We start from the raw sequence: 23,179 nt of genomic DNA, 5'->3' as shown, positions 1-23,179 counted from the left end.
ACATCGATGCATACAGATTATTATTTCATATTTTTTCGCGCTTTGCTTCGAGGATGCTTGGCAGACGTATTTCAATCCAGTCCGCCAGCGCAGACACCTTCTCCGCCGCTTCCTGTCCCAACGGCGTAAGGCTGTATTCGACATGTGGCGGCACCACATGAAACGCGACGCGATCAACAAGACCATCGCTTTCCAGCCACTGCAGGGTCTGAGCCAACATGCGCTCGCTCACGCCACCAATAAGGCGGCGTAATTCACCGAACCGATGGGTTCCGTTTTGCAGCGCAATCAAAACGAGAACGCCCCAACGGCTGGTCATATGCTTTAGCACCTCGCGTGAGGGACATTGAGCGGCCATAAGGTCGCCTCGACGCAATTGCTCCGACAGAGAGGTTCGCTGAGTCTTCGAATTTTTCTTCATACTTACTTTTATGTACGTACTTACTAATCAGAAGAAAAGATCTTATGTCGTGACGTGTCACCGACCACAATCAGAGAGAAATGTCATGGCCATTGCGATTACCGGTGCGAGCGGTCAACTCGGGCAGCTTACACTCAACGCCCTCATAGGCCGAGAGACCGGAGACCATATTGTCGCCCTAGCCCGCACACCTTCAAAAATAGCCCTTGAAGGCATCGAAAAACGAGAGTTCGATTACTCCAGAATCGACACGCTTGCGCCTGCTTTGAAAGGAGTTGAGACGCTGGTCCTGATTTCATCCAGCGAAATCGGACGCCGTGTCGTGCAGCATCGAAATGTCATTGACGCAGCGAAAATCTCTGGCGTTCAAAATATTTTTTATACCAGCGTGCTACATGCTGATGCGTCGCTTTTATCGTTGGCTGATGAGCATCGCAAAACCGAAGTCGACCTCGCATCGTCGGGCCTGTCTTTTACGATTCTCCGTAACGGCTGGTATACGGAAAATTACGTCAATTCTGTCGGAGCAGCTCTCAAGGCAGGCGCATTTATCGGGAGCGCCGCAGACGGCCGTATCTCATCTGCCGCTCGTGCCGATTACGCAGCAGCGCTTGCAGTCGTCGCCACAAATAAAGGTCACTCTGGGAAAGTCTATGAATTGGCAGGCGATAACGCCTGGACACTCTCAGATTTGGCGGCAGAAATCTCGCGGCAGACTGGAAAGGAAATTCCTTATCGAAATCTGCCTGAAGCGGAATACGCCCAAGCTCTTATTGGAGCAGGCCTTCCCGCTGATCTGGCGCATTTCATAGCGGGTTGCGACACCGCCGCCTCGAAAGGCGCGCTCTTCGATGATGGGCTTCAGCTCTCCACCTTGATCGGGAAACCAACGACGTCTCTTTCTGAAAGCATCACTATCGCGCTTAAATAATCGCCCTATCGAAATCAAACGTCGCGACGATCTGTGAGGAGAATATCGGCCTGTCGCGGCGCCCCGTAGACGACAAAAAACATCAGCCACGCTCAAGCGGGGAGCACTCCCCTTTGAGCATGAAGATGTTACCCGGCCTCGTCCAGGAGTTCCTGCCGATACTTGTCCAGAGAACTTGCCAAATCTGGCTCCATCGTAGGCGTCTTCTGCCCCAGATTCTCCATCGTGTCGATAATCGCGTGAATGACCACCAACCGCGCAAACCATTTGCGATTGGCCGGGATTACGAACCATGGCGCGTGATCACACGACGTATGGCGAATCGCCTCTTCATAAGCGTGACGATAGTCTCCCCAGAATTCGCGCTCTTTCATATCCGCGCTTGAAAATTTCCAGCGCTTGTCCTTCAGGTCAAGGCGGCGGAGCAGGCGCTTGCGCTGCTCCTCACGCGAAATGTTGAGGAAAAACTTCAGCACGACGGTCCCCTGCCGAGACAGGTAGTGCTCAAAATTTCGGATATCGTCGAAACGTCCCTGCCAGAACTCCGGCGTCCCGACCTCTCCCGGCAGGTGCTCCCGCTCCAGAAGCTCCGGATGAACCCGCGTCACCAGAACGTCTTCGTAGTGGCTGCGATTGAAAATGACGATACGCCCCGCCGAGGGTCCAGCAATGTGAATGCGCCACAGGAAGCCATGCAGAAGTTCCTGCGGCCCCGGCTGCTTGAAGGAAGAGACCGTGACGCCCTGCGGATTTACGCCGGACATCACATGTTTGATCGTGCCGTCCTTGCCGGAGGTGTCCATGCCCTGAAAGACGATAAGCAGCGACTTCGTCCCGTTGGCGTACAGCAGGTCCTGCAGATCTGCGAGGCGCTTCTTGGCCACCTTCATCAACGCTTTGCCTTCGGACTTGCTCAGCCCGATATCGGCCTTGTCCTTCGGGTCGTATTTCGACAGGTCGAAATTCGCCGCGTCGTCGACGCGAAAGCGCCGCGTCAGGATAGTCTGGAGGTCGGCGCTCTGCTTCATGACACGTCCCCTTGCAATAACTTCAGACGGTAGCGTCAGCCGACCCCACGCTTCACGGCGAGACCCGCCGACGCCTGGCACACCGGCATCATCTCGATGCGGTTGATGTTGACGTGCGCGGGCAGTCGCAGCGTCCACGAAACCGTCTCTGCGATATCCTCAGGCAGAAGAGGCTTCGTATCGCGATAGACCTCCGCCGCTTTCGCGTCGTCGCCAAGGCGGACATTGCTGAATTCGCTTCCCCCGCACAGGCCCGGTTCGATATTCGTCGCCCGCACGCGGGTGCCCAGCAGATCGCTACGGAGATTGCGCATGAACTGCGACACGAACGCCTTGGATGCGCCATAGACGTTGGCGCCCGGATAGGGATACGTCCCGGCCGTGCTGCCGATCGAGACGACATGCCCGTGGTTACGCTCTGTCATTCCCGGCAAGAGGGCACGCGTGATTTCCACCAGCCCACTGACATTGGTGGCGATCATGGTCTCCCAGTCGGATATATTCGTCTCCTGCGCGGAGTGCAGGCCGAGCGCCAGTCCGGCGTTGTTCACCAGCACATCCACCCGCCGCCATGCCTCCGGAAGAGTGTCCGGCAACGCGCGGAGCGCCTTCGTGTCCGTCATGTCGAGTTGAAGCGGGAGGAAGACATCCCCCAGCGCATCCTGCAAAGCGGTCAAACGCTCCTTGCGGCGCCCCGTCCCGATCACCCTGTAGCCGTCACGGACCAAGCGTTCGACGATCGCCTTGCCAAACCCGGCGGTGGCGCCTGTCACCAGAACCGTATCGCTCATCGCACTTCTCCCCAGACTGCTGTGCGTTTCATTCCTTACGCGCTGCATTAGCCGGGGTTGGGCGGCGTGTTGTCAAATGGTCCGGTGAGCCCCATATCCTTTGGATGCCTTCCGATCAGACCGAAACGATCTACACGAATTTCCGCGACGCTCCCCTGACGGGGCGGCTTCTGGTCGCGACGCCTGCATTGTCGGATTCAGATTTCGCCCGCAGCGTCATCTACATATGCGCCCATTCCGTCGAAGACGGCGCAATGGGGATCGTGGTCAATAAGCGCCTGTCTCAACCGGTGTTCGACGATCTGCTTCTTCAACTGGACATAGCTCCGGCCCCTCCGCGCCGCCGCGTGTCGCTGTGCGCTGGCGGGCCGGTGGAATCCATGCGCGGCTTCGTTTTGCACTCGTCCGACTGGAGCGGGGACGGCAGCATGACGGTCGACGAAGGCGTGTCCCTGACCGCCAGCCTCGACATCCTCAAGGACATCGCTGCCGGGTCAGGCCCACGCGACGCACTGCTCGCCCTTGGACACGCTAGCTGGGCGGCTGGACAGATCGAGGAAGAAATCGCCCGCCACTCCGCATGGCTGGTGGCCCCGGCGACGCGCGACATTCTTTTCGGCGTGGATCACACGGGCAAGTGGCGCAAGGCTCTGGCGGGAATCAACATCGATCCCCTGCGTCTGGCGCCGTTTGTCGGCAACGCCTGAGGCGTTCTCCCGACGTCTGAACGAACGAAGGCCCTTTTATTAGGCTTGTGCGTTACGGCCGAAGCGGCCTCGTCGGCGGCTGGTCCGGTCGTGGGGTTCGTGCGCGTTTTCAACGACGGCGCGCGAACGCTAACCACGGCATGTTTCCGGGACCACCCCTCGGTCTCCCCATAGGGACGTTGCTCTTTTGGTCCCGGATATTTGGAGGGAAGGGGCCAGTTATCCTGTCGCAACGCTCCGTGAGGGGCCGTCTTCCCGGAAGGCGTCGACTTCCGACAGAGTTCACTACCCAGCCTCTCAAACCTCATCCCATTTCCACGACACGGGTCGCCACCATGCGAAGCTCCGCATCGTCATGCGTCACGTAAAGCGTCGGCAGATCCGCCTCCTCGATCAACCGGAAGAGTCGTCCCGCGAACTCTTTCTTGCTCGCCCCGTCGAGCGCGGACAGCGGTTCATCGAGCAGAAGGAGCCGGGGCTGCGCCAGCAACGCGCGGCCTATTGCGACGCGTTGGCGTTCGCCGCCTGACAGGGCCTGCGTTCCCCGCTCCAGCAACGGCTCCAGCCGCAGCAGCTCAACGACCGGCTCGAACAGGAACCCCTCACGCGGCAGCCGCCCACGTGAGGCGTAGAGAAGGTTGCGGCGCACGCTAAGATGCGGAAACAAAACCGATTCCTGCGGCGCATATCCCACCGGACGTCGCCAGGGGGGCGCGAAAACGACGTCATCCTGCCAGACTTCGCCGCGGAAGACGCAACGCCCCCGCGGGAGTCGCAGCAGCCCGGCGATGCCTCGCAGCACGGTGGTCTTGCCGCAACCGGATGGGCCGCGAAGAACGGTCACGCCGGAGCCGGCGCAAAAGGCGACATCGAGACACAGCCTGCTGACTGCGCTGTCGAACCGCACGTCCAGACAGTCCTCCACCCGACGAAAGGTCGGCGCTGCGGGCGAGGGGATATCCCCGTGCGTCATGGCTTGCGTCGCGCCAACCGCTTTTGCGCCAGCGTCATGATAAGGATGACGACGAACGCGAACCCCACCATGCCGCCCGCGATCAGATGCGCCTCCCGCCACTCTCCTGCCTCGACATCGTCGTAGAGCGCCATCGCCAGCACCCGCGTCCGTCCCGGAATGTCTCCGCCGATCATCAGAACCAGCCCGAACTCGCCCATCGTGTGCGCGAACGCCAGCACGGCGGCGGCCAGCAGGCCCGGCGCGGCGAGCGGCACGGCCACCGTCCAGAACGCACGCAGCGGCGAGGCGCGCAGCGTGTAGGCGATCTCGACAGGGGCCCGTCCGACAGTCTCGAACGCCGCGCGCGCAGACTGCACGACATAGGGCAACGCCGCGATGACAGAACCGATGACCAGCCCCGTAAATGTGAAGGCGAGGGTCGGCCGTCCGGTAAATCGCGACAGGGCGCCGCCGACGCCGGACGGGCCCAGCGCCAGCAACAGATAGAACCCCAGCACCGTGGGCGGCAGCACGAGCGGCAGGGTCAGGATGCTGCCGACCACGTCCCGCCGCCAGTCCGTCCCGCGCGCCAGCCACCATGCGAGCGGCGCTCCAAGCAGCATCGCGACGTCCGTGGTGGTCGCCGCCAACGCGCATGTCAGACGCAGGGCCTGAACCGCGCCATGCGGGTCGGATAGCAGAGGCTGCGACGTCATACAGGCGCGTAACCATAGGCGGCGATGATCGCTTTCGCCTCGGGAGTCTGCAGGAAGTTCATGAAGCCGCGCGCGGCGCGATTGCCTTCGCCCCGCTTCAGCAGAACCCCGTCCTGTCGGATCGGCGGATAAAGCGAGGCAGGGACGATCCAGACCGTTCCGGGCGGGCGGTCATGAAGCTGCGAAAGCGCCACGAATCCCAGTTCCGCGTTCCCGGTCTGCACGAACTGGAACGCCTGCGCGATATCGACGCCAGTGACGAGCCGCGGCTGCAACGCGTCGTATAGCCCGAGCGAGCGCAATGTCGCGAGCGCCGCAGCGCCATAAGGCGCAGTTCGCGGGTTGCCGACGGCCAGCCGCGTAAAGCCGCCCTTGCGCAACGTCTCCTCTTTCGCGGGAAACGCCGCGCTGCCGCTCCATAACGCGAGCCGCCCGATGGCGTAGGTGAACGCGCTTCCCGGCGCGGCGAATCCTTCTCGCATAAGGGTCGCGGGCCGCGCGTCATCAGCCGAGAGAAACGCATCAAACGGCGCGCCCTGTTCAATCTGTATCAGGAACTGGCCGCTTGCGCCGAAACTGGGCGTGACGACGTCGCCGGTCTTTCGCGCAAACGCGTCGATCAAAGCTTTCGCCGGCCCGATAAAATTCGCCGCTATGGCGACGCGCGCCTGCTCAGCCCGCGCAATGCCCGTCGCTGCCGTCAACGAGATCAGCGCGCACAGGACAACCGTCGCCATTCGCCCGATCAGGGCGTCGGCCCCGGTTCTGACGCGTGACGTTCGTATATGCACGGCCATTGCCTGTTCTTTCCACGCTTTACGACAACGCATCGCAATATATCCTTCCGCAGCGATGGTATACGCTCCTTCCGCCGAGCGGCGCCTGCAGCGTCGGCGTCATTCCTGAGTGTTGAAAGGATTAACCGATGAAACTGAGCGCACGGAACCAGATCAAAGGGGCCATCTCCAAAATCGTCAAAGGCGCCACGACGTCGCATGTCACGATCGACATCGGCGGCGCTTCCGTCATGGCGTCGATCACCAACGAAGCCGTCGAGGAGCTCGGACTGACGGAAGGGGCGGCTGCGTTCGCAGTCATCAAAGCATCGGACGTCATGGTGGCCGTCGAATAGTCACGACCTCCACCGTCGGGATGAAAGTCCGGTTCGCCGGACGAGCCCCCCTCGTCGGGGCATTGTGATACGGACGATAATCGCACGGCGGCCAAGGGGGCGACAGGACAGGAAATTGCGTGCGGAAAATTCGCTTGCACGCATTTTGTTACGATTTTAACATGATTACTAAAGCGTGATCGGAACCCTCTTGGTCATCGCCCCTGACTTGCCGCCGCCAATGAAAATCTTGTGGAGCCCATGTATCCAGCAGGTTTTCTGAATCGAAACTCCCTGCGCAACGGAAAAATCGTCAGGCAGGGTGGAGAATCGAATGACCTTGCCTGCGTCGGACGACATGCCGACCGCCAGAAAATGGCCCAGCATCAGTCGCCGCGACTTTATCAACGGCGTCGCAGCCACCGTCATCGCGCCGTCCATATCGGACCGCGCTGCGGAGGGCGAAACCTTTATCCCTCCGCCGCAAAAAACGGGTTTACGCGGCAGTCACCCCGGCGCGTTCGAAGCCGCGCATGCGTTACGCGACGGCGCACTAAAGTCAGAAAACGTTCGTGACACAGGAGAATTTTACGATCTCGTAATCGTCGGGGGCGGGTTGAGCGGTCTTGCTGCGGCGCATTTCTTTCGGCGTTACGCGGGAACTGACAAAACCGTTCTGATCGTGGAGAATCACGACGATTTCGGCGGCCACGCAAAGCGTAACGAATTTGACGTTGACGGACACAAGATTGTTCTCAATGGGGGAACGCTGGAGATCGAGTCCCCCGAGCGTTACAACGAATGGGCGCGTTCGATTCTGAACGACATAGGCGTCGACCTCTCCGCTTACGAGCGCGAAAATGCCCCTCAGGACTCTCTTTATGAGACTCTTGGTATGAAGTCCGCATTTTTCTTCGATCGCGAAGGTTGGTCTGCGGATCGTATGGCTCGCAGAGGTCCACGTCGCGGCGCGCCCTGGCCGAGCCTCGACGCCGACGCGATCGCTCAGGCGCCGCTCAGCCCCCGCGCCCGGAAGGACCTTGAGCGCCTGTTGGCGAAGACGCAGCCGGACTACATGCCCGGCGTCGCCGTCGCAGAAAAAAAGAAACGGCTCGCGACGCTGGCCTACGACAGATATCTTCTGGACTACGCAAAGGTCGATCCTGCTGTGGCGCGCATGTTTCGCAAGGCTGGAGCGGGGGTCTTCTGCGTCGGCGCAGACGCAATGCCGGCCTTGTTCGCCTGGGCGATGGGATATCCCGGCTTTTCCGGTCTTGGCCTGGGCGCCATGCCCGAGGGCCTTCTCTCTGATCTGCCCGGCGGCGAGCATGGACGCCAGACCGAAACCGATCGCTCCGTCCATTTTCCCGACGGCAACGCGACGCTCGCTCGCCTGCTCGTAGCGTCCCTGATCCCCGACGCCACAACCGCGCGTGGTCAGAACGCAATGGGCACAGCCGACTTCGACTACACAACGCTGGACCGGGCACCGAACAAGGTGCGCATCCGGTTGTCCACGCTGGCGCTGAACGTCGCCCATGACGGTCCGGCGGAGAGCGCAGAGGCTGTATCGGTCCTGTGTTGTCCCGCCTCAGAACCTCACCCGACGGCTATACGAAAAGTGCGCGGACGGCAGGTCGTGATGGCGTGCTGGAACATGTTCATCCCGTATCTGATTCCCACCCTGCCGGACGCACAGAAAAAGGCGCTCGCCTACGGGGTAAAGGGGCCGATCGTCTACGCCAACGTCGCCCTGCGCAACTGGCGTGCATTTCACAAACTCGGCGTGTCGGACATTGACAGTCCGAACATGTATTTCGAGCAGATGCAGATCGCCGAACCTGCCTCTCTGGGCGCTCTGAAAGCGCCGACCAACCCGGATCGGCCGATCGTCGTGCGTATGATCAAGACGTTCGACGCACCCGGACTCCCGACCAAGCGCGATCAGCACCGCGCCGGTCGGGCGGCGCTGCTCGCCACGCCATTTGAGACATTCGAACGCGAAATCCGCTCTCAATTGCATAGACTCCTTGGATCTGGCGGTTTCGACGCGGACCGCGACATCGCCGCCATCACTGTCAATCGCTGGCCCCACGGCTACGCCTACACCTATAACAGCCTTTACGAACCTCTGGACTGGGTCTTTACCGAAACAGACGAGCGTCCCTGTGTCGCAGCGCGTCAACCGTTTGGTCGCGTCGCCATCGCAAACTCCGATTCCGCGGCCAGCCCCCATACCGACGCAGCTTTCGAAGCCGCGCATCGCGCTGTGGTCGAACTGCTTGAGCGTGAGGCGTTTCCCTTTGTTTCTGCAACGCCGGGCCCGTCCACATTCTGAAGAATATCGCGAACCTCGGTTTCGCGTACTGACCGAAAGTACGATATGTCAAACTCTGATATCACCCGAAGAGACTTCGTGCACGGCGTCTCGGGCGCAACGCTCGCCGCTCTTCTTTCGGGTAAACCCGCCACCGCCGCAGCGCTGCGAGACGCATCGACATATCCGCCGTTGCGAACTGGGCTAAGGGGGCAATACCCCGGCTCGTTTGAGATCGCCCACGCCGCGAGAGACGGTCATTTCAATGGTCCTGTATCCGCGAAAAGTACTGGCGAACACTACGACCTTATTGTTGTCGGCGGCGGTATTTCAGGGCTGAGTTCCGCCCTGTTTTATCAGAAGGCGCTCGGTCCAAAGGCGCGCATTCTGGTTCTGGACAACCATGACGATTTTGGCGGTCACGCCAAGCGCAACGAATTCCGCCACAAAGACCGCATGTATTTGTCCTATGGCGGGACAATGAGCATCGAAACGCCATTCCCCTACAGTTTCACCGCCAAATCGCTCCTCACCGAACTTGGCGTGACGCCGTCCCGGTGGAAAGACGTCGTGCAGCCGAAAACCTTTGCGGGCATGGGATCGGGCGTATTTTTCGACCGCGAGCACTTCACTGCGGATAGTCTCGTCCCCGGTTTCAACCATGAAGAAGCGCCGACCGCCGCATTTTGGGACGCGGCGCCTCTGGATTTCGCGTCGAAAACGGCGCTTTTGCGCTTGTATGACGCCAACACGAACTTTATGCCGGGCATGACGCCACACGAACGCCGCAAGCGTCTTGAGGCAATGAGTTATGAAACGTTTCTACGCCAGTACGCAAAATTGCCAGATCAGGCAGTTTCTTTCTTTGACGGCGCGGGATATCGCAACAACATGCGCATCGACACATGCCCTGCGTTCATGGCCATGCGCGGCGGCGCGCCGGGCTTCGCCGGAATGGAAGTCGAGCAGGATCCGCTTGTAGAGGCGGATTTTTTCCATTTTCCTGACGGAAACGCGTCGATAGCCCGGCTCCTCGTCGCGCGGCTGGTCCCGAAAGTTTTCGGCGCACCGCAGACCATGGACAGCATCGTGACGGCCACTGCCGATTACAGCCATCTGGATCGTCCTGATCAACCTGTACGCATTCGGCTGAAACAGATGGTCGTTCGCGTAGAGCATGTCGGCGACGCCTCCGTTGTCGAAAACGCCTCTGGATCCATTCACCCAGTGCGCGTGGTTTATCAGAAGCCGGACGGGTCGGACGATCAACGCTACGAGGCGACGGCCGAGAACGTGATTCTCGCCTGCTTTAACAACATCATTCCTTACATAGCACCGCAATTGCCCGAATCGCAGAAGCAGGCGCTGAAATACCCGTCAAAAGTGCCCATGATGTACACCAGCGTCCTTTTGCGGAACTGGCGCGCCTGGAAATCCGCCGGGGTCAACATCGTCATGGCGCCTCATGGCTATTACCAGCATCTTTTACTCGATACGCCATTGCGGCTCGGCGCTTACGAAAGTGTCGGCGCAGTGGATGAACCCGCGACTCTTCATATGTTACGCAATCCAAATTTTCCCGGCCACCCGAGAAAAGATCAAAACCGGATGGGACGTCAGGAAATGTTGGCGACGTCCTTCGAAACCATCGAATCCGAAACGCGCGCGCAACTCCAAAGAACGTTCGGCTCATATGGCTTCGACGAAAAGCAGGATATTCTCGCAATCACCGTCAACCGATGGCCCCACGGTTACGCCTATACCTACGACACCCTTGGCGACCCCACTTTTCCCGACGCCGAGCAACCGCATGTCATAGGCAGAAAGCCTTTTGGGCGGATCGCCATCGCCAACGCAGATTCCGGCGCGGCAGCGTTCACCAACATCGCCATAGACGAGGCGGAGCGGGCTGTGCAGGAGAGTCTCGCAAGCCGGGGTTATGATTGACGCTCGCAACACAGAATAGATCGTTCTCTGGCGCGTCTGATCACGAGTGCGACTGTCGCTTGTCATACGAATCTATTTTTAGAAAAGTCAAACTTTGAACTCGTGATCGAATAAGACCTGCTTGAAGGCAGCAGGCTGTCGTCGTCCACAAAATTCTGACGCATACAGCACCAGAGTTTTGGGAAACGCAAAAAACTTCATCGCCCGGCGTTCAAGACTCCTTCCCCTCCAGAATAGTCTTCACTTCCACCTTTCCTTCATCAGCCAGAGGGGGCTGCACGCGGCTGGGCAACAGCGCGCCCTGCTCGGCGAGACGCGGGTAGGCGGCCGCAGCAACGATATGGGAGTTCACTCGCTTCAAATCCCGCAGCAGATCCAGCTGCGCTTCTCCGGGGTCGTGAGCCGAAGGCGCCGCGTCAGACCGGGCGCCCGCAGCCTGCTGGGTCTGGCGCAGGCGCTCGAAATAGGCGTTCGTGGCGTCCATCTCAATTTCGCGGAATACGTCTTTCTGCGCCGCCAGACGGCGCGCTATCGCATCGTCTCCGCCCAGCAGGATGGTTGCACATGAATCAATATTGACGTGAATTCGGTCGATCATCTTCGTCACAGGCGTCAGAAGATCCTGCGCCAGACGTATGCGCTGACGAGCCAGTTTCTGCGCTTCAGTCAACAAGTTGCGCTCGGCGATATCACTTGCATGGATCAATTGCGTGCAGAACGCGCGGATATCCTCCGCGCGCGTCAATTCGTCCTGAGTCGCGGCCTCCGGGTCAAGCGCCACAAGGTAGCTGCGGATCGCGGTCCCAAGCTGCCCCATTGAAGCCGCGTCACGCCGGATGCTCAACGCGGGTTGCGCGTCTGCCGTCATGAGGGACTCCCGCAGGGCGCCCATGATGTCGACGAGAAGATCGCAAAGGCGCAGGGCTTCGCGCGTGGCGTTGGCGACGGCGATCTGCGGCGCATTGTCGAGCATCGATCGATCGAGATAAAGCGGCGTGCCGGGCGTGAGCGTCGCCTGCTGCGGTGGATCGGGAAACATCTTCTCCAGCAGACGCGCGTAGCGGTCGATAAAGGGCAACGCGACGACCGCCAGGGCCAGATTGAACATGGTGTGAAAATCCGCGACGCTTCGCTGTGGAGTCCCCTCCCAGCCCGACACCCAATCCGCCAGGGGTCGGAGAAACGGCAGAACCAGCGCTGCAGCCGCCGCGCGCAACAGGAGATTGCCGAGTGGCAGACGCCGCGTGGCGGCATCGGTCGCGTCGCTTTCCAGCACCGGATTGATGGACGTGCCTATATTGGCGCCCAGCACCAGCGCGAACGCGGTCGCTGGCATGATCGCGCCCCGCGACGCAAAGCTCGCCACCAGCATCACTGTCGCGACGGAAGAATGACTCATCCAGGTGACGCCAGCGGCCAGCAACACGGCTGCGAGAGGATGCGCGCCAACGACGCCGAGCACGTTCTGCAATTCCGGGCGGTGCGCATAGGGCTCCAGCACGTCGATGAACTGGCGTAACGCGAGCAGAAGCAAGCCCAGCCCGATAAACACGCGGCCCGAATCCCTCACCGCCCCCCGACTTTTGCGAAACAACACGACGCCCGCCAAAATTAGAGCCGGCGCCACGGCGGTGACGTCGAACGCGAGCACCTGCACGATCAGCGTGGTCCCGACATTGGCCCCGAGCATAACGGCGAGGGACGCCGACAGCGCTATGTGCGCCCGCGCCGCCATGTTGGTGATCATCAACCCGGTCGCGGTCGAAGATTGAAGGACAGCCGTCACGCCAAGACCAGTCGCGAAGGCCTGCAACCGCCCGCGAAGCATCCTCTCGAGAAACACATTCAGGCGCGGCCCGAAGGTGCGCCTGACGCCGGTCTGCACCATGTGAACGCCCCACAGAAGCAGGGCGACGCTGCCGGCCAGATCGATGGCGGTCAAAAGCTCCATCCAGCGCTATTCCTCTCTTCGTCGTATACGGACCGGCGCCAGCGTGCCGCTCGCCAGCCCATGAATCATAAACCTGTCCACGCCATATGGGTCCATATGAAAGCGTCCCCACCTTTACCGCCCGGAATTTGATGTCTCCGCTCAAAGGCGATAGAAACGCAATTCAGACGCGTTCGCGTATTGTCGCGCCCGGTTACGCGATCTTGCGATAAGGCGCTGCAGGAGGCGAAGATGCTGGTTCATGTGAAGAACGTTTTGACCGCAGAGGAAGTCGCCTATTGCCGGGGCGTGCTGGAGAGCGCCGAATGGGGCGACGGCAAGGCGACGGCTGGCCAGCAATCAGCGAAAGCCAAGCATAACCTGCAAATTCCTCAAAAATCACCTCAATGCAGAGAACTTGGGGAATTGGTGCTACGGGCGCTCGGCCGAAACCCGACCTTCACCAGCGCCGCCCTGCCGCTGCGCGTCTTTCCACCGCTGTTCAACCGCTACGACACTGGCATGTATTTCGACGCGCATGTCGATAACGCAATCCGCCCCGAACCCGAAACAGGCTATCGGATCAGGACCGACGTGTCCTCCACGCTGTTTCTTACGCCGCCGGAAGACTATGACGGCGGCGAACTGGTGATACGGGACACTTACGGCGAGCATAGCGTGAAGCTTCCGGCGGGCGATCTTGTCCTCTACCCGTCCACGAGCCTCCACAGCGTCAAACTCATCACGCGCGGCAGTCGCTGGGCGTCTTTCTTCTGGACCCAGTCCATGGTGAAGGACGACGGCAAACGCACGCTTATGTACGAATTCGATCAGGCGATCATCGAGATCCGCAAATCACTACCGGATTCCCATGAAGGCGTGCTCGGGGTGACCGGGACCTACCATAACCTTCTACGGCAATGGGCAGAGCTTTAATGGGGCCAGAGCGGTCATAGCCTCTCAACGTCTGGAAAAGTGCGTTCAAAGCATAGTCCGAGGCGACGCCTTTCGGTCATTTCCAGGTTGCGCCGGTGACAAAAATCCAGATCATCCAGCACCTGGACGAGCCTCAGAAAGAAGCAGTCGGGGCGTTGTGCAAATATCATGTCGCTGTAGTTTGGGGACACGATCCCGGCGTCAATGTCCACGCCGTCGATCAAAAAGACCGAACAACAACTGGCGGCCCCAACGTTGCGAATCCACACTGCTCTGCCATTGCTCACAGCGTTTTTTCTCAGTGGGTGCTATGAGATCGGCCCGACACGGCTCGACCGTGATCAGAGCGATTACTCCCGAGCCCTGACGAGCGCGAGCAAGCAGCAGACACTGTTGAATGTCGTAAGACTACGCTACGCGGACACTCCGGGATTCCTTGATACGACGCAGCTCATTTCCGGATATCAGTTACAGCGCAACGTATCTGTCGGCATCGGGACCTATTCGGTCGCAACGCGGCCTTACGGCGGCATCGCGGCGCAATTGCAGGAGAGTCCGACGTTCACCTTCCAGCCCGTCACGGGCGACGCCTACGCGGAAAGCTTTCTCCGCCCGCTTCCACCCGCCAACCTGCTCCCGCTCGTCATGGGCGGACTGCCCATCGATGTTCTGTTCCGACTGTCCGTTCAATCGGTCAATCTGATCAACAACGTTGGCCCTATGGGGGGAGAGAACGCTCGGGGAACTCCGGTATTTTTTGACCTTCTATCCGACCTGAGAGCATTGCAGCTTGCCGGCCTGCTTGGCATCCAGCTTGAGAGGACGCCACAGACACAGGGAATGGAAGCTCAGCCAGACCGCGTCTATCTCTCCATCATGTCGTCCGATGATCCGGTCTTATCCGGAGTCGTCCGCGAAGTAAGGCGCCTGCTGGGAATGGCCCAGAACGATGAACGGGTCGAAGTCACTTATGGCGGCGGGCGCCCGCGTCCGGGACAAATTCGCCTTCTGACCCGGACAATTCTCGGCGTTCTGGGACAAATCGCCTATCAGATCGAGGTTCCGCAGGATGACATCGTCTCCGGGCGCACCCGGCCGACAATCAGGCTGACGGGGCATGAGAAACGTCCCATTGTCGTGATTCACGTCGCGAATGAAAAACCTGATTCGGTCTTTGTATGGACCACATACAATCACAAATACTACTGGATCGCCGACAACGATTATGACAGCAAACTGGCTTTCACGATGCTGCAGATACTCCTCGAGCTCTCCAAAACAAGCAAGGAACCGAACACAATCGTAACTATTCCGGCGAACGGTTGATTCCGACTTGTTCTATAGCTTTGCGGTTTGCATAGCATGGGTCATGCAAGAGATCCGGGCTCGACTATATGCAAACTTCTGTTCTGTGAAAAACGCTTGCGACGGGCGGTGGAAGCGCTTTACAGACGGGTTTCACATTCTATGCAATATCTTTTTCCCTATAAATTTTTAATACTCTACGCTGATTGCATATATCAATAGACTCTTCTGTACAAAAGAGCTTTATCCAAATGCGAATTCAGCCACACTCAAAGCATGACACCTTTCTGGCCCAACTGCGGTCACTCTAAATTTTCACAAAATTTTGAAATATGTCTGATAAAACGGTATCGTTTATCATTTCTTACAGCCGAAATTCACGATGATAAATACGAAAACTTAACGCACAATAAATAAAATATTATGAATATTAATAAATTAAAATAAGAAAATTCTCGAAATTTTCTGAAAAATCCCAACAAATCATAGAAACGCCACAACAGCGTCTGTGAGAGAAACAGCAGACCACAAACTGTCTCTCTCAGCCCCATCCGATGCTTGAGTGAACGTCCACGAGCAAACCGTGTTCGGGCGACAACGCCGCCCGAACACGCCTCAATGCATCGGATAATCGTCGTGCATAGTATCAAGATCCGCGAAACGGGTGAATTCGCCTTCGAAATACAGATGCACAACGCCAGTCGGACCGTGGCGCTGCTTCTCAAGAATTAACTCGGCCTTGTTATGCACAAGCTCCATCTTCCGCCGCCAGTCGTCCAGCGCCGCCTGGTATTTGTCGGCGGAATCGAACGCCGTTTCTTTCGGTTCACGCTGCTGCAGGTAGTATTCATCGCGATAGACGAACATCACCGCGTCGGCGTCCTGCTCGATCGAGCCGGACTCACGCAGATCCGACAGCATCGGGCGCTTGTCCTCACGGCTCTCCACCTGACGGGAAAGCTGCGACAGCGCGATGACCGGCACTTCCAGTTCCTTGGCGATCGCCTTCAGCCCCTGCGTGATCATCGAAATTTCAAGCACGCGGCTTTCCGGCTTGGTGCCGACCGCAGGCCGCATGAGTTGCAGATAATCGACCACGACAAGGCTAAGCCCCTTGGTGCGCTTCAGCCGCCGACAGCGCGTACGCATGGCCGACAGCGAAATCGCCGGCGTATCGTCGATCATCAGAGGCAGCTGCGCCAGTTCGCGGCTGACACGCACGAAACGGTCGAATTCCTTCTGCCCGATATCGCCACGACGGATGCGCTCGCCGGACACCTCCGCCTGCTCGGACAGAATACGCGTGGCCAACTGCTCCGCCGACATTTCGAGCGAGAAGATCGCAACTGCGCCGTCAGGCTGCACGCCGTCGCCCTGCTCCTGCGCGCGACGCAACAACTCGCGCGCGGCGGAGAACGCCACTTTTGTCGCGAGCGCCGTCTTGCCCATGGCCGGACGTCCCGCAAGGATCAGCAAGTCCGACGGATGCAGGCCGCCTGTCTTCTTGTCGAAGTCGCGCAATCCGGATGTCAGGCCTGAAACGTCGCCAGCGTTGCTGAACGCCTTCTCCGCAACCTGAATCGCGTTGGTCAGGGCGCGGTCGAATGCTGTGAAACCGCCATCCTGTCCCTTGTCGGTCGCGAGGCGAAAAAGTTGCTCTTCGCCCGCCGCAATCTGGTCGGGGCCGTCCAGCCCCTCGGTCGCGCCGAAGGCGTTATTGACGATGCCTTCGCCAATGTCGATCAGTTGCCGTCGAATCCAGGCGTCATGGATCGCGCGGCCATAGTCGCCAGCGTTGATGATGCCGACCATCGAGGTCAGCAGCCTGGCGAGGTAGGCGATGCCGCCGACGCTGTCGAGCAGTCCGGAATGCTCCAGCGTTGCGCGCAACGTCACCGGATCGGCGAGTTGTCCGTTCTCGATGCGTCGGGCGATCGCGTCGTAAATCTCCCCGTTCACACGGCTGGCGAAATGCGCGCCGGTCAGGAAGTCCGAAACACGGTCGTAAGCCCGGTTGTTGGTCAGCAGCGCGCCGAGCAGAGCCTGCTCCGCGTCCGGGTTGGCCGGAGGCTGACGCAGGGAGACGCCCAGCATACCGCCGTCCTGAGACGACGGGGCGGCGGAATCGGGGGAGTCGAGAATGGTCACCTCCTGAGCATAACACCCGGAGGGTGGGTTACGCAGGGCTTAAGAGTGTTTCAAGAGGGACCGCGCAGGCCCGGCGCTTCAGGGACGTCGTTATCGCTGACTCTCCGGCAGGAGACGGACAAATATATCCGCCTCCGCAGGCCCACGACGACGCGAACGGCGAACCCTGTCGATCGGACGCTCGTTCTCGCGCGGCGGAGCCGCCGAAAACCCTGGTCCGCGAAACGCGATAAAGCCGAGGGCATCCGGCCGGGGTTGGGCCTTCCGGCGCCAGCGGCGAAAAAGCGCTCCGCAACCGGCTTGCAAACGGGAACAGCAACGACCCGACGAGAATCCCCCTCTAAACAAACAGGGATCAAAGGGACCACGTCCCTTTGTGGGGAGCGGGGCAAAGCCCCGAAAACCTGCTCCCCCTGTACGCTCCTTACCCGTCGATCTGTCCAAAATCGGCGATCAGCCGTGTCATGCGCGCAAGCTCCGACAACAGCCGCAGCCTGTTGACCCGAACCGCCGCGTCATCAGCGTTGACCGTCACGGACTCGAAGAACGTGTCCAGAGCCGGACGCAGGCCCGCCACGTCGCGCATCGCGTCGCTGAAGCGCTCTTCCTCAATGGCCGCCTCGACCGCCGGGATCACGCGCGACAGAGCCTCCGCCAGCGCACGTTCCTCCGGCTGGCTATACAAAGACGCATCAGGCGCGCCTTCGTGCGGACCATCCTTCTTGTCTTCGATGCGAAGGATGTTGGCGGCGCGCTTCGTCGCAGCCAGCAGGTTGCGACCGTCCTCGGTCTCCAGCATCGACGCCAGAGCATCGGTGCGGGCCAGCAGGCGCGTGATGTCGGTGTCGGTGTTGCTCGCCGAAATCGCTGCAAGAATGTCGTGACGCGCACCCTCGCTGCGAAGCTGCACACGCAGGCGTTCCGAGATGAAGCCCGGCAGGAGGTCCAGATCAGGCGCGTCACGCAACGCCTCCGGCAACGCTTCAGCGGCGGCCACGAACAGCGCGACAAGATCCAGACGCAGGCCGTTGGTGCGGATCAGATTGATCACGCCCAGCGCGGCGCGGCGTAGGCCATACGGATCGCCTGACCCGCCCGGCTTCGCGCCGGCGGCGAAGAAACCCGCAAGCATGTCGAACCGGTCGGCGAGCGCCGCCGCGACGGACACCGGCGCCGTCGGCACGCTGTCGGACGGGCCGCGCGGCTGGTAGTGCTCGGCCACGGCGGCGCAGACGGCAGCGGCCTCGCCATCATGGCGAGCGTAATACCCGCCCATCACGCCCTGAAGCTCCGGGAATTCTCCGACCATGCCGGTCAGCAGATCGGCCTTCGCCAGCAGGGCTGCGCGGGCCGCCTGTTCGGCGTCCGCCCCGATCATCGGCGCGATCAGCCGCGCCAGCCGCACCAGACGAGCGACGCGTGCGCCCTGACTGCCAAGGCTTGCGTGGAACGTCACGGCGTCGAGATCCGCGACGCGGGATTCCAACGTGCGCTTGCGGTCCAGATCCCAGAAATGACGTGCGTCGGAAAAACGGGCGCGCAGCACGCGTTCGTTGCCCGCAATGACCTGCGCGCCGCCGTCAATAGGCTCGATATTGGCGACGAAGGCGAAGCGCGGTGCGGCGCTTCCGTCGCTGTGACGCAGCGCGAAATAGCGCTGGTTCACACGCATCGAGACCTGCATGACCTCCGGCGGGAGGCCCATGAATTCCTCGTCGATGCGCCCCAGAAGCGGAACCGGCCATTCGACCAGACCCGCGACCTCGTCCACCAGACCGGGATCGGTCGCGACGGTCAGCCCCTCTTCACGCGCCAGCTCGTTCACACCAGTGACGACAGCCTGCCGCCGCTCCGCCGCGTCCACCAGCACCCGGCGCTCCCGCAGGCCCTGCGCCCAGCTTGCGGCGTCACGCACCGCGAACGGCTCTGCATTGCGCACGCCGACCGGCCAGAAGCGATGCCCTTCGGTCAGATCGCCGCTATGCAGGCCATGCCCGGCATCCTCAACGCCGCCTTCATCCGTCGCCAGAGAGAACGGCACGATGGCGCCGTCCAGCAGGCACAGGATGCGGCGCAGGGGACGGACCCAGGTGAAGCCGCTGCCCGAACCCCAGCGCATGGATTTCGGCCACGCGAACTGCCGCAGCAGCCCCGCCACGCGCTCCGCTACATAGGGCGCCGCGGCGATGGCGGGCGTCTGGCGATTGAGCACCCAGAATCCGCCCTCGGCGACAAGTTCGTCCTTCGTCGCGCCGTGCTTGCGCAGGAAGCCCGCCAGCGCCTGCTCCGGCGCGGTCTCGCGCGGGCCGCGCTCTGACACCGTCTGCGACGGCACTTCAGCGTCGATGGTGCAAGCCAGCGCGATGCGACGCGGGCCGGTGAAGCTGCGCGCGTCGCGTGGGTTCAGGGGCGCGAGCGCCTTGGTTACGAGCCGCGTCAGCTCCTCGCCCGCCGCTTCCTGCATGCGGGCCGGGATTTCCTCGGAAAACAGTTCCAGCAGAAGTTCGGCCATGACTCAGCCCTCGCCCTTCGTATGGGCGGACTCACCAGCCAGCCAGGTCTCGCAGCACAGTTTCGCAAGAGTGCGGACGCGCCCGATATAGGACGCGCGTTCGCTCACGCTGATCACGCCGCGCGCGTCGAGCAGATTGAACAGGTGGCTGGCCTTCAGGCACTGGTCATAGGCGGGCTGCGCCACGCCTGCTTCCGCCAGCGCCACCGACTGCTTCTCCGCATCGATGAAGTGCTGATGCAGGATGGAGGTGTCGGCCAATTCAAAGTTGTGGCGCGAGTATTCGCGCTCGGCCCGCAGGAACACGTCGCCGTATTTCAGCCCGGCGCCGTTGAAGTCCAGGTCGTAGACGTTCTCCACGCCCTGCACATACATGGCCAGACGCTCCAGCCCGTAGGTCAGTTCGGTCGAAGGCACGGTGACCGGAATGCCGCCCACCTGCTGGAAATAGGTGAACTGCGTCACTTCCATGCCGTCGCACCAGACTTCCCAGCCCAGCCCCCATGCGCCGATCGTGGGATTCTCCCAGTCGTCCTCGACGAAACGGATGTCGTGCAGGTCCGGGTCGATGCCGATGGCCCGATAGCTGTCGAGCAGCAGTTGCTGGCTTTCTTCCGGCGTCGGCTTCAGCAACACCTGATACTGGTAATAATGCTGCAACCGGTTCGGGTTCTCGCCATAACGCCCATCGGACGGACGGCGGCAGGGCTGCACATAGGCGGCCTTCCAGGGCGTATCGCCCAGCGCGCGCAGCGTGGTGTGCGGCGATAGCGTGCCCGCGCCGACCTCCACGTCATACGGCTGGAGAATGGCGCAACCTCGTTCCGACCAGAAACGGTGAAGGGTCAGGATCAGATCCTGAAAAGACAGCGGTCTGTCGGTGAGGCGGGGTGACGCCGGGTCCATTGGGCAGGCAAGCTCCGGTATGGGTGCAAGGAGGGCGCACCATACAGCCGCCGCCCGGAGACGAAAAGGCGAGGAAGGCTCGCCCTCCGCGCTTACCCGCCGCCAACGAGCCTCATCAGGCGGCCACGCCGCCGCACGGACCTGTCGTTCGACGGATCGTCGCCTCTCGTCACATCGCCGCAGCGACGCCAAAAGCCAGAGCCAGAGCCAGAGCCAGAGCCAGAGCAAACTGGGCCAGCGCGAAGACCGCATGAGCAACCAGCACATAGGCTATCGTCATCGGCGGCGACGGCGTCTTGCGCGCAAACAGGCCACCACCCATCGCAGGCATAAAGAACCCCAGGCCCGCAACGGTGCTGACACCCAGCCCTATGACCAGACACGGACCGAGCCCCGGATCACGAATAAAGTCCGCGCCCCAGAACAAAGGCAGCATCGCGGCGTACGCCAGACCGACGGCATAATGGAACGCCCAGCCCAGAACGCTTTCCGTCGTCGTGTTGGGGGCCGTATTCGTCCCGTCAAAGAAGAACCGTCCCGCCGGAAGGCCAAGAAGCCAACGTCCCACCGACGGCCAGTGCGCGCCGGGCAGCCAACCCATTTTTCTTGCGATCAGACCCCACAGGTCGAGCGCCAGCGTCGAGCCGACGCCGACCACCATTATGAAAAGGAATGTCTGCACTGCCTGTCCTCTGACGATGAAACCTGTTCGTGATCCGAACCGGAAGGGTAACGTCCGCATCCCCGATTGCGCCATATTGCAGCGCGTCTTTCGCAGTCCGACAACCTCAACGTCTGGTGATCGCGACGCCGCAGCGCGCCCGAACCCTATGCAAAACCGGAAACCTGCCCCTAATTAACGCGGCGCGTTTTCAACAGGCCTGCGAATTCCATGAAATACCTTGAGCCGACACCGGAATACGGTCGCACGATCGTCGAAAGCGAGGGGCTGATCCGCATCGTCGCGCGCAATCCCGGCCCAATGACCTATCACGGCACCAACACGTGGCTGATCGACACGCCGGAGGGAAAGGTGGTACTCGATCCGGGGCCGGACGACCCGGAGCACCTACGCGCCGTGCTCGACGCCTGCGGCGGAGGGACGCCCGCCATCTTCGTCACGCACTGGCATCACGACCACGAGGCCGGGGCCGCGACCCTCGCGCGGATGAGCGGCGCCACGGTCTATGGCGGCGCGCACGGGTTGGACGTCGATACGTTCCATGCGCCCGGCCTGCGGCTTGTGAAGACGCCGGGCCATTCGATGGACCATGTGTGCCTCGATATCGGGGGCGGGCGGTTACTGTCCGGCGACCATATCATGGGGTGGTCGACCACTGTTGTTCCGCGTTCGCCCCATGGCGACATGCGGCTCTATCTCGACAGCCTGCAATCGGTGTTGTCTGCCGGGTACGAGGCGATCTTCAGCGCCCATGGCCCGACTATCACCGAACCGGAAGCATTCGTGCAGGGGCTGATCCGCGCACGCCAGCGCAAGATCCAGCAGACGCGGGGGCTTCTGACGCAGGACTGGCGCAGCGAGGAGGCGTTGCGCGACGAACTTTACGGCGCGATGCCGGACAAGCTGCGCCGGGCGTCGGCGGAAATGTTGGGGGCTATGCTGGATGAGTTGGAGTTGCGGGGGGAGGCGGAACGGGGGGACAGGGGCTGGAGGGTGAGGTGAAAGCGGCGAGGCGCCGGACTTACTTTATTTTCGTACGCCATGGCTGGAAACTGTTCCAGCAGGGTTCTCCTCCTGTTGCACAGATAGCGGCGATAGCTTGCATGTCGCCGTTTGATTCTGGAACGAGTATGATCGGCAAGCTCCACTTTCCGAATACGCGCCCGGAGTAAACATCTTGCTCAGGACGCAGATGAAAGTCCTCCTCATATCGACCAGCTCCTATCAATGATCCGACTGTCGATTTCGACCAGCTTACGGCCTCACATGGGTTATCGCCGACGCATAGCCCCTCAGGTGTCGCTGTAATCTGATCTCCCGCTTTCGGAAGATGTTGTTTCGACAGTTGCTCGATTTCATCTTCCGAGGAGGTGTCGCGTTCTCTTGTTTTTCGTTGCAATGGCTCCACCACCCAATGACCACGAAGGATCGTAGGGTTCAATGTATCAAGCAAGCCGTCTTCTTGTGTGCCGGCCGAACTAAGCATGGCGGTCAATTCATCTAGGCGATTGTTATAAAGGGGCATCAAACAGGTAGCTGTGGCGTTCTGACGGCACTGGACGTCACGCCCTTGCACCCAACGCCGTTGCTGGGCGCGCAGGGCATCTGCTATTTTTGACGAGGACATTTTCAAAAGAGTTTGATAATTATCGGAAATTTCTTTATCTTTTTTCATCAAATCCGAATTTTCGCAGATTTTTTTTTCTACAGAACTTGATGCTTTTGAACAATTGATTGCCCACGCCGAAACGCTCCAAAGAAACATCATTATTCCAGAGGCCAACATGGATACGGACATGTTTTCACGAATACCAGACATTGCTTCCTCAATTTTTT

General features: G+C 60.5%; 20 protein-coding genes. 8 read left to right on the top strand and 12 right to left on the bottom strand.

Annotation, left to right across the window (positions count from 1 at the left end; genetic code table 11):
- Nucleotides 1–25: 25 nt before the first annotated feature.
- On the bottom strand, nucleotides 26–319 hold the full coding sequence (locus G442_RS0110030) for a winged helix-turn-helix transcriptional regulator (protein WP_246789404.1): 294 nt from the start codon (nucleotides 317–319) through the stop codon (nucleotides 26–28).
- A 187-nt stretch (nucleotides 320–506) separates the two neighbouring features.
- Between G442_RS0110030 and G442_RS0110025 the strand changes: the two genes are divergently transcribed.
- Nucleotides 507–1,352 carry an SDR family oxidoreductase gene (locus G442_RS0110025; protein ID WP_026397898.1) on the top strand — a complete coding sequence of 282 codons (846 nt, stop codon included), beginning with the start codon at nucleotides 507–509 and terminating at the stop codon, nucleotides 1,350–1,352.
- Nucleotides 1,353–1,480: 128 nt separating this feature from the next.
- Here G442_RS0110025 and G442_RS0110020 read toward each other — a convergent pair whose 3' ends face one another.
- Both G442_RS0110020 and G442_RS0110015 read right to left on the bottom strand, forming a co-directional pair.
- Nucleotides 1,481–2,380 carry a PPK2 family polyphosphate kinase gene (locus tag G442_RS0110020; protein ID WP_035376458.1) on the bottom strand — a complete coding sequence of 300 codons (900 nt, stop codon included), beginning with the start codon at nucleotides 2,378–2,380 and terminating at the stop codon, nucleotides 1,481–1,483.
- Nucleotides 2,381–2,415: 35 nt separating this feature from the next.
- Entirely contained in the window at nucleotides 2,416–3,171 is a 756-nt protein-coding gene (locus G442_RS0110015; protein ID WP_026397896.1) for an SDR family NAD(P)-dependent oxidoreductase, read from the bottom strand.
- Between the two features lie 104 nt (nucleotides 3,172–3,275).
- Between G442_RS0110015 and G442_RS0110010 the strand changes: the two genes are divergently transcribed.
- Nucleotides 3,276–3,878: a YqgE/AlgH family protein gene (locus G442_RS0110010; protein ID WP_035376457.1), complete on the top strand. Its 603-nt coding sequence runs from the start codon at nucleotides 3,276–3,278 to the stop codon at nucleotides 3,876–3,878.
- A 304-nt stretch (nucleotides 3,879–4,182) separates the two neighbouring features.
- On the opposite strand, the gene G442_RS21710 is transcribed toward G442_RS0110010, so the two are convergent.
- Genes G442_RS21710 through modA form a run of 3 tightly spaced genes read right to left on the bottom strand, consistent with a single transcriptional unit; the run spans nucleotide 4,183 to nucleotide 6,346 of the window.
- Complete coding sequence (locus tag G442_RS21710) at nucleotides 4,183–4,851, bottom strand: ATP-binding cassette domain-containing protein (RefSeq protein ID WP_051292180.1); 669 nt, start codon at nucleotides 4,849–4,851, stop codon at nucleotides 4,183–4,185.
- On the bottom strand, nucleotides 4,848–5,549 hold the full coding sequence (gene modB / locus G442_RS0110000; protein WP_051292179.1) for a molybdate ABC transporter permease subunit: 702 nt from the start codon (nucleotides 5,547–5,549) through the stop codon (nucleotides 4,848–4,850). Before modB ends, G442_RS21710 begins: the two co-directional genes overlap by 4 nt.
- A complete protein-coding gene (modA, locus tag G442_RS0109995) occupies nucleotides 5,546–6,346 on the bottom strand; it encodes a molybdate ABC transporter substrate-binding protein (protein WP_246789403.1) in 801 nt (266 codons plus the stop codon). Before modA ends, modB begins: the two co-directional genes overlap by 4 nt.
- 128 nt (nucleotides 6,347–6,474) lie before the next feature.
- On the opposite strand from modA, the gene G442_RS0109990 reads away from it, so the two are divergent.
- The 3 genes from G442_RS0109990 (at nucleotide 6,475) to G442_RS0109975 (ending at nucleotide 10,924) form a co-directional block, all read left to right on the top strand.
- Nucleotides 6,475–6,681: a TOBE domain-containing protein gene (locus G442_RS0109990; protein ID WP_026397892.1), complete on the top strand. Its 207-nt coding sequence runs from the start codon at nucleotides 6,475–6,477 to the stop codon at nucleotides 6,679–6,681.
- Nucleotides 6,682–6,994: 313 nt separating this feature from the next.
- On the top strand, nucleotides 6,995–8,998 hold the full coding sequence (locus tag G442_RS0109980) for an NAD(P)-binding protein (protein WP_246789402.1): 2,004 nt from the start codon (nucleotides 6,995–6,997) through the stop codon (nucleotides 8,996–8,998).
- 45 nt (nucleotides 8,999–9,043) lie between these two features.
- The gene (locus G442_RS0109975; protein ID WP_051292178.1) at nucleotides 9,044–10,924 is read left to right on the top strand and encodes an NAD(P)/FAD-dependent oxidoreductase; all 1,881 of its coding nucleotides are present in this window, start codon (nucleotides 9,044–9,046) and stop codon (nucleotides 10,922–10,924) included.
- A 211-nt stretch (nucleotides 10,925–11,135) separates the two neighbouring features.
- Here G442_RS0109975 and G442_RS21705 read toward each other — a convergent pair whose 3' ends face one another.
- A complete protein-coding gene (locus G442_RS21705; protein WP_035376456.1) occupies nucleotides 11,136–12,875 on the bottom strand; it encodes a Na/Pi cotransporter family protein in 1,740 nt (579 codons plus the stop codon).
- Between the two features lie 231 nt (nucleotides 12,876–13,106).
- Between G442_RS21705 and G442_RS0109965 the strand changes: the two genes are divergently transcribed.
- Entirely contained in the window at nucleotides 13,107–13,790 is a 684-nt protein-coding gene (locus G442_RS0109965; protein WP_026397889.1) for a Fe2+-dependent dioxygenase, read from the top strand.
- Between the two features lie 204 nt (nucleotides 13,791–13,994).
- Complete coding sequence (locus tag G442_RS0109960; RefSeq protein WP_246789401.1) at nucleotides 13,995–15,116, top strand: hypothetical protein; 1,122 nt, start codon at nucleotides 13,995–13,997, stop codon at nucleotides 15,114–15,116.
- A gap of 594 nt (nucleotides 15,117–15,710) precedes the next feature.
- Here G442_RS0109960 and G442_RS0109955 read toward each other — a convergent pair.
- From G442_RS0109955 to G442_RS21700, 4 genes are all read right to left on the bottom strand, one after another.
- Nucleotides 15,711–17,189: a replicative DNA helicase gene (locus G442_RS0109955; RefSeq protein WP_051292177.1), complete on the bottom strand. Its 1,479-nt coding sequence runs from the start codon at nucleotides 17,187–17,189 to the stop codon at nucleotides 15,711–15,713.
- Between the two features lie 478 nt (nucleotides 17,190–17,667).
- A complete protein-coding gene (glyS, locus tag G442_RS0109950; RefSeq protein ID WP_026397886.1) occupies nucleotides 17,668–19,755 on the bottom strand; it encodes a glycine--tRNA ligase subunit beta in 2,088 nt (695 codons plus the stop codon).
- A gap of 3 nt (nucleotides 19,756–19,758) precedes the next feature.
- Nucleotides 19,759–20,661 carry a glycine--tRNA ligase subunit alpha gene (locus G442_RS0109945; RefSeq protein WP_026397885.1) on the bottom strand — a complete coding sequence of 301 codons (903 nt, stop codon included), beginning with the start codon at nucleotides 20,659–20,661 and terminating at the stop codon, nucleotides 19,759–19,761.
- Between the two features lie 169 nt (nucleotides 20,662–20,830).
- Nucleotides 20,831–21,343, bottom strand: coding sequence for a DUF2938 family protein (locus G442_RS21700; protein WP_161628349.1), 513 nt, complete (start codon nucleotides 21,341–21,343; stop codon nucleotides 20,831–20,833).
- A 210-nt stretch (nucleotides 21,344–21,553) separates the two neighbouring features.
- On the opposite strand from G442_RS21700, the gene G442_RS21695 reads away from it, so the two are divergent.
- Entirely contained in the window at nucleotides 21,554–22,345 is a 792-nt protein-coding gene (locus G442_RS21695; RefSeq protein ID WP_051292175.1) for an MBL fold metallo-hydrolase, read from the top strand.
- A gap of 19 nt (nucleotides 22,346–22,364) precedes the next feature.
- Here the strand turns inward: G442_RS21695 and G442_RS24380 are convergent, their stop codons facing one another.
- Nucleotides 22,365–23,162 carry a lysozyme inhibitor LprI family protein gene (locus G442_RS24380; protein WP_084440492.1) on the bottom strand — a complete coding sequence of 266 codons (798 nt, stop codon included), beginning with the start codon at nucleotides 23,160–23,162 and terminating at the stop codon, nucleotides 22,365–22,367.
- Nucleotides 23,163–23,179: the final 17 nt, after the last annotated feature.

The organism is Acetobacter nitrogenifigens DSM 23921 = NBRC 105050 (assembly GCF_000429165.1).
In the GTDB taxonomy this organism is placed as follows: domain Bacteria; phylum Pseudomonadota; class Alphaproteobacteria; order Acetobacterales; family Acetobacteraceae; genus Acetobacter; species Acetobacter nitrogenifigens.
Note: the sequence above shows the minus strand (reverse complement) of the source record. Positions and strands in the feature narration are given on the sequence as shown.

Coding starts and splice junctions, on each gene's coding strand:
- G442_RS0109965 (WP_026397889.1), top strand. CDS start 13,107: ATGCTGGTTCATGTGAAGAACGTTTTGACCGCAGAGGAAGTCGCCTAT.
- G442_RS0109975 (WP_051292178.1), top strand. CDS start 9,044: ATGTCAAACTCTGATATCACCCGAAGAGACTTCGTGCACGGCGTCTCG.
- G442_RS0109945 (WP_026397885.1), bottom strand. CDS start 20,661: ATGGACCCGGCGTCACCCCGCCTCACCGACAGACCGCTGTCTTTTCAG.
- G442_RS0109955 (WP_051292177.1), bottom strand. CDS start 17,189: ATGCTGGGCGTCTCCCTGCGTCAGCCTCCGGCCAACCCGGACGCGGAG.
- glyS (WP_026397886.1), bottom strand. CDS start 19,755: ATGGCCGAACTTCTGCTGGAACTGTTTTCCGAGGAAATCCCGGCCCGC.
- G442_RS0110015 (WP_026397896.1), bottom strand. CDS start 3,171: ATGAGCGATACGGTTCTGGTGACAGGCGCCACCGCCGGGTTTGGCAAG.
- G442_RS24380 (WP_084440492.1), bottom strand. CDS start 23,162: ATGTCTGGTATTCGTGAAAACATGTCCGTATCCATGTTGGCCTCTGGA.
- G442_RS0110030 (WP_246789404.1), bottom strand. CDS start 319: ATGACCAGCCGTTGGGGCGTTCTCGTTTTGATTGCGCTGCAAAACGGA.
- G442_RS0109980 (WP_246789402.1), top strand. CDS start 6,995: ATGACCTTGCCTGCGTCGGACGACATGCCGACCGCCAGAAAATGGCCC.
- G442_RS21705 (WP_035376456.1), bottom strand. CDS start 12,875: ATGGAGCTTTTGACCGCCATCGATCTGGCCGGCAGCGTCGCCCTGCTT.
- G442_RS21695 (WP_051292175.1), top strand. CDS start 21,554: ATGAAATACCTTGAGCCGACACCGGAATACGGTCGCACGATCGTCGAA.
- G442_RS0109990 (WP_026397892.1), top strand. CDS start 6,475: ATGAAACTGAGCGCACGGAACCAGATCAAAGGGGCCATCTCCAAAATC.
- G442_RS0110020 (WP_035376458.1), bottom strand. CDS start 2,380: ATGAAGCAGAGCGCCGACCTCCAGACTATCCTGACGCGGCGCTTTCGC.
- G442_RS0110025 (WP_026397898.1), top strand. CDS start 507: ATGGCCATTGCGATTACCGGTGCGAGCGGTCAACTCGGGCAGCTTACA.
- modB (WP_051292179.1), bottom strand. CDS start 5,549: ATGACGTCGCAGCCTCTGCTATCCGACCCGCATGGCGCGGTTCAGGCC.
- modA (WP_246789403.1), bottom strand. CDS start 6,346: ATGGCCGTGCATATACGAACGTCACGCGTCAGAACCGGGGCCGACGCC.
- G442_RS0109960 (WP_246789401.1), top strand. CDS start 13,995: ATGTCCACGCCGTCGATCAAAAAGACCGAACAACAACTGGCGGCCCCA.
- G442_RS0110010 (WP_035376457.1), top strand. CDS start 3,276: ATGCCTTCCGATCAGACCGAAACGATCTACACGAATTTCCGCGACGCT.
- G442_RS21710 (WP_051292180.1), bottom strand. CDS start 4,851: ATGACGCACGGGGATATCCCCTCGCCCGCAGCGCCGACCTTTCGTCGG.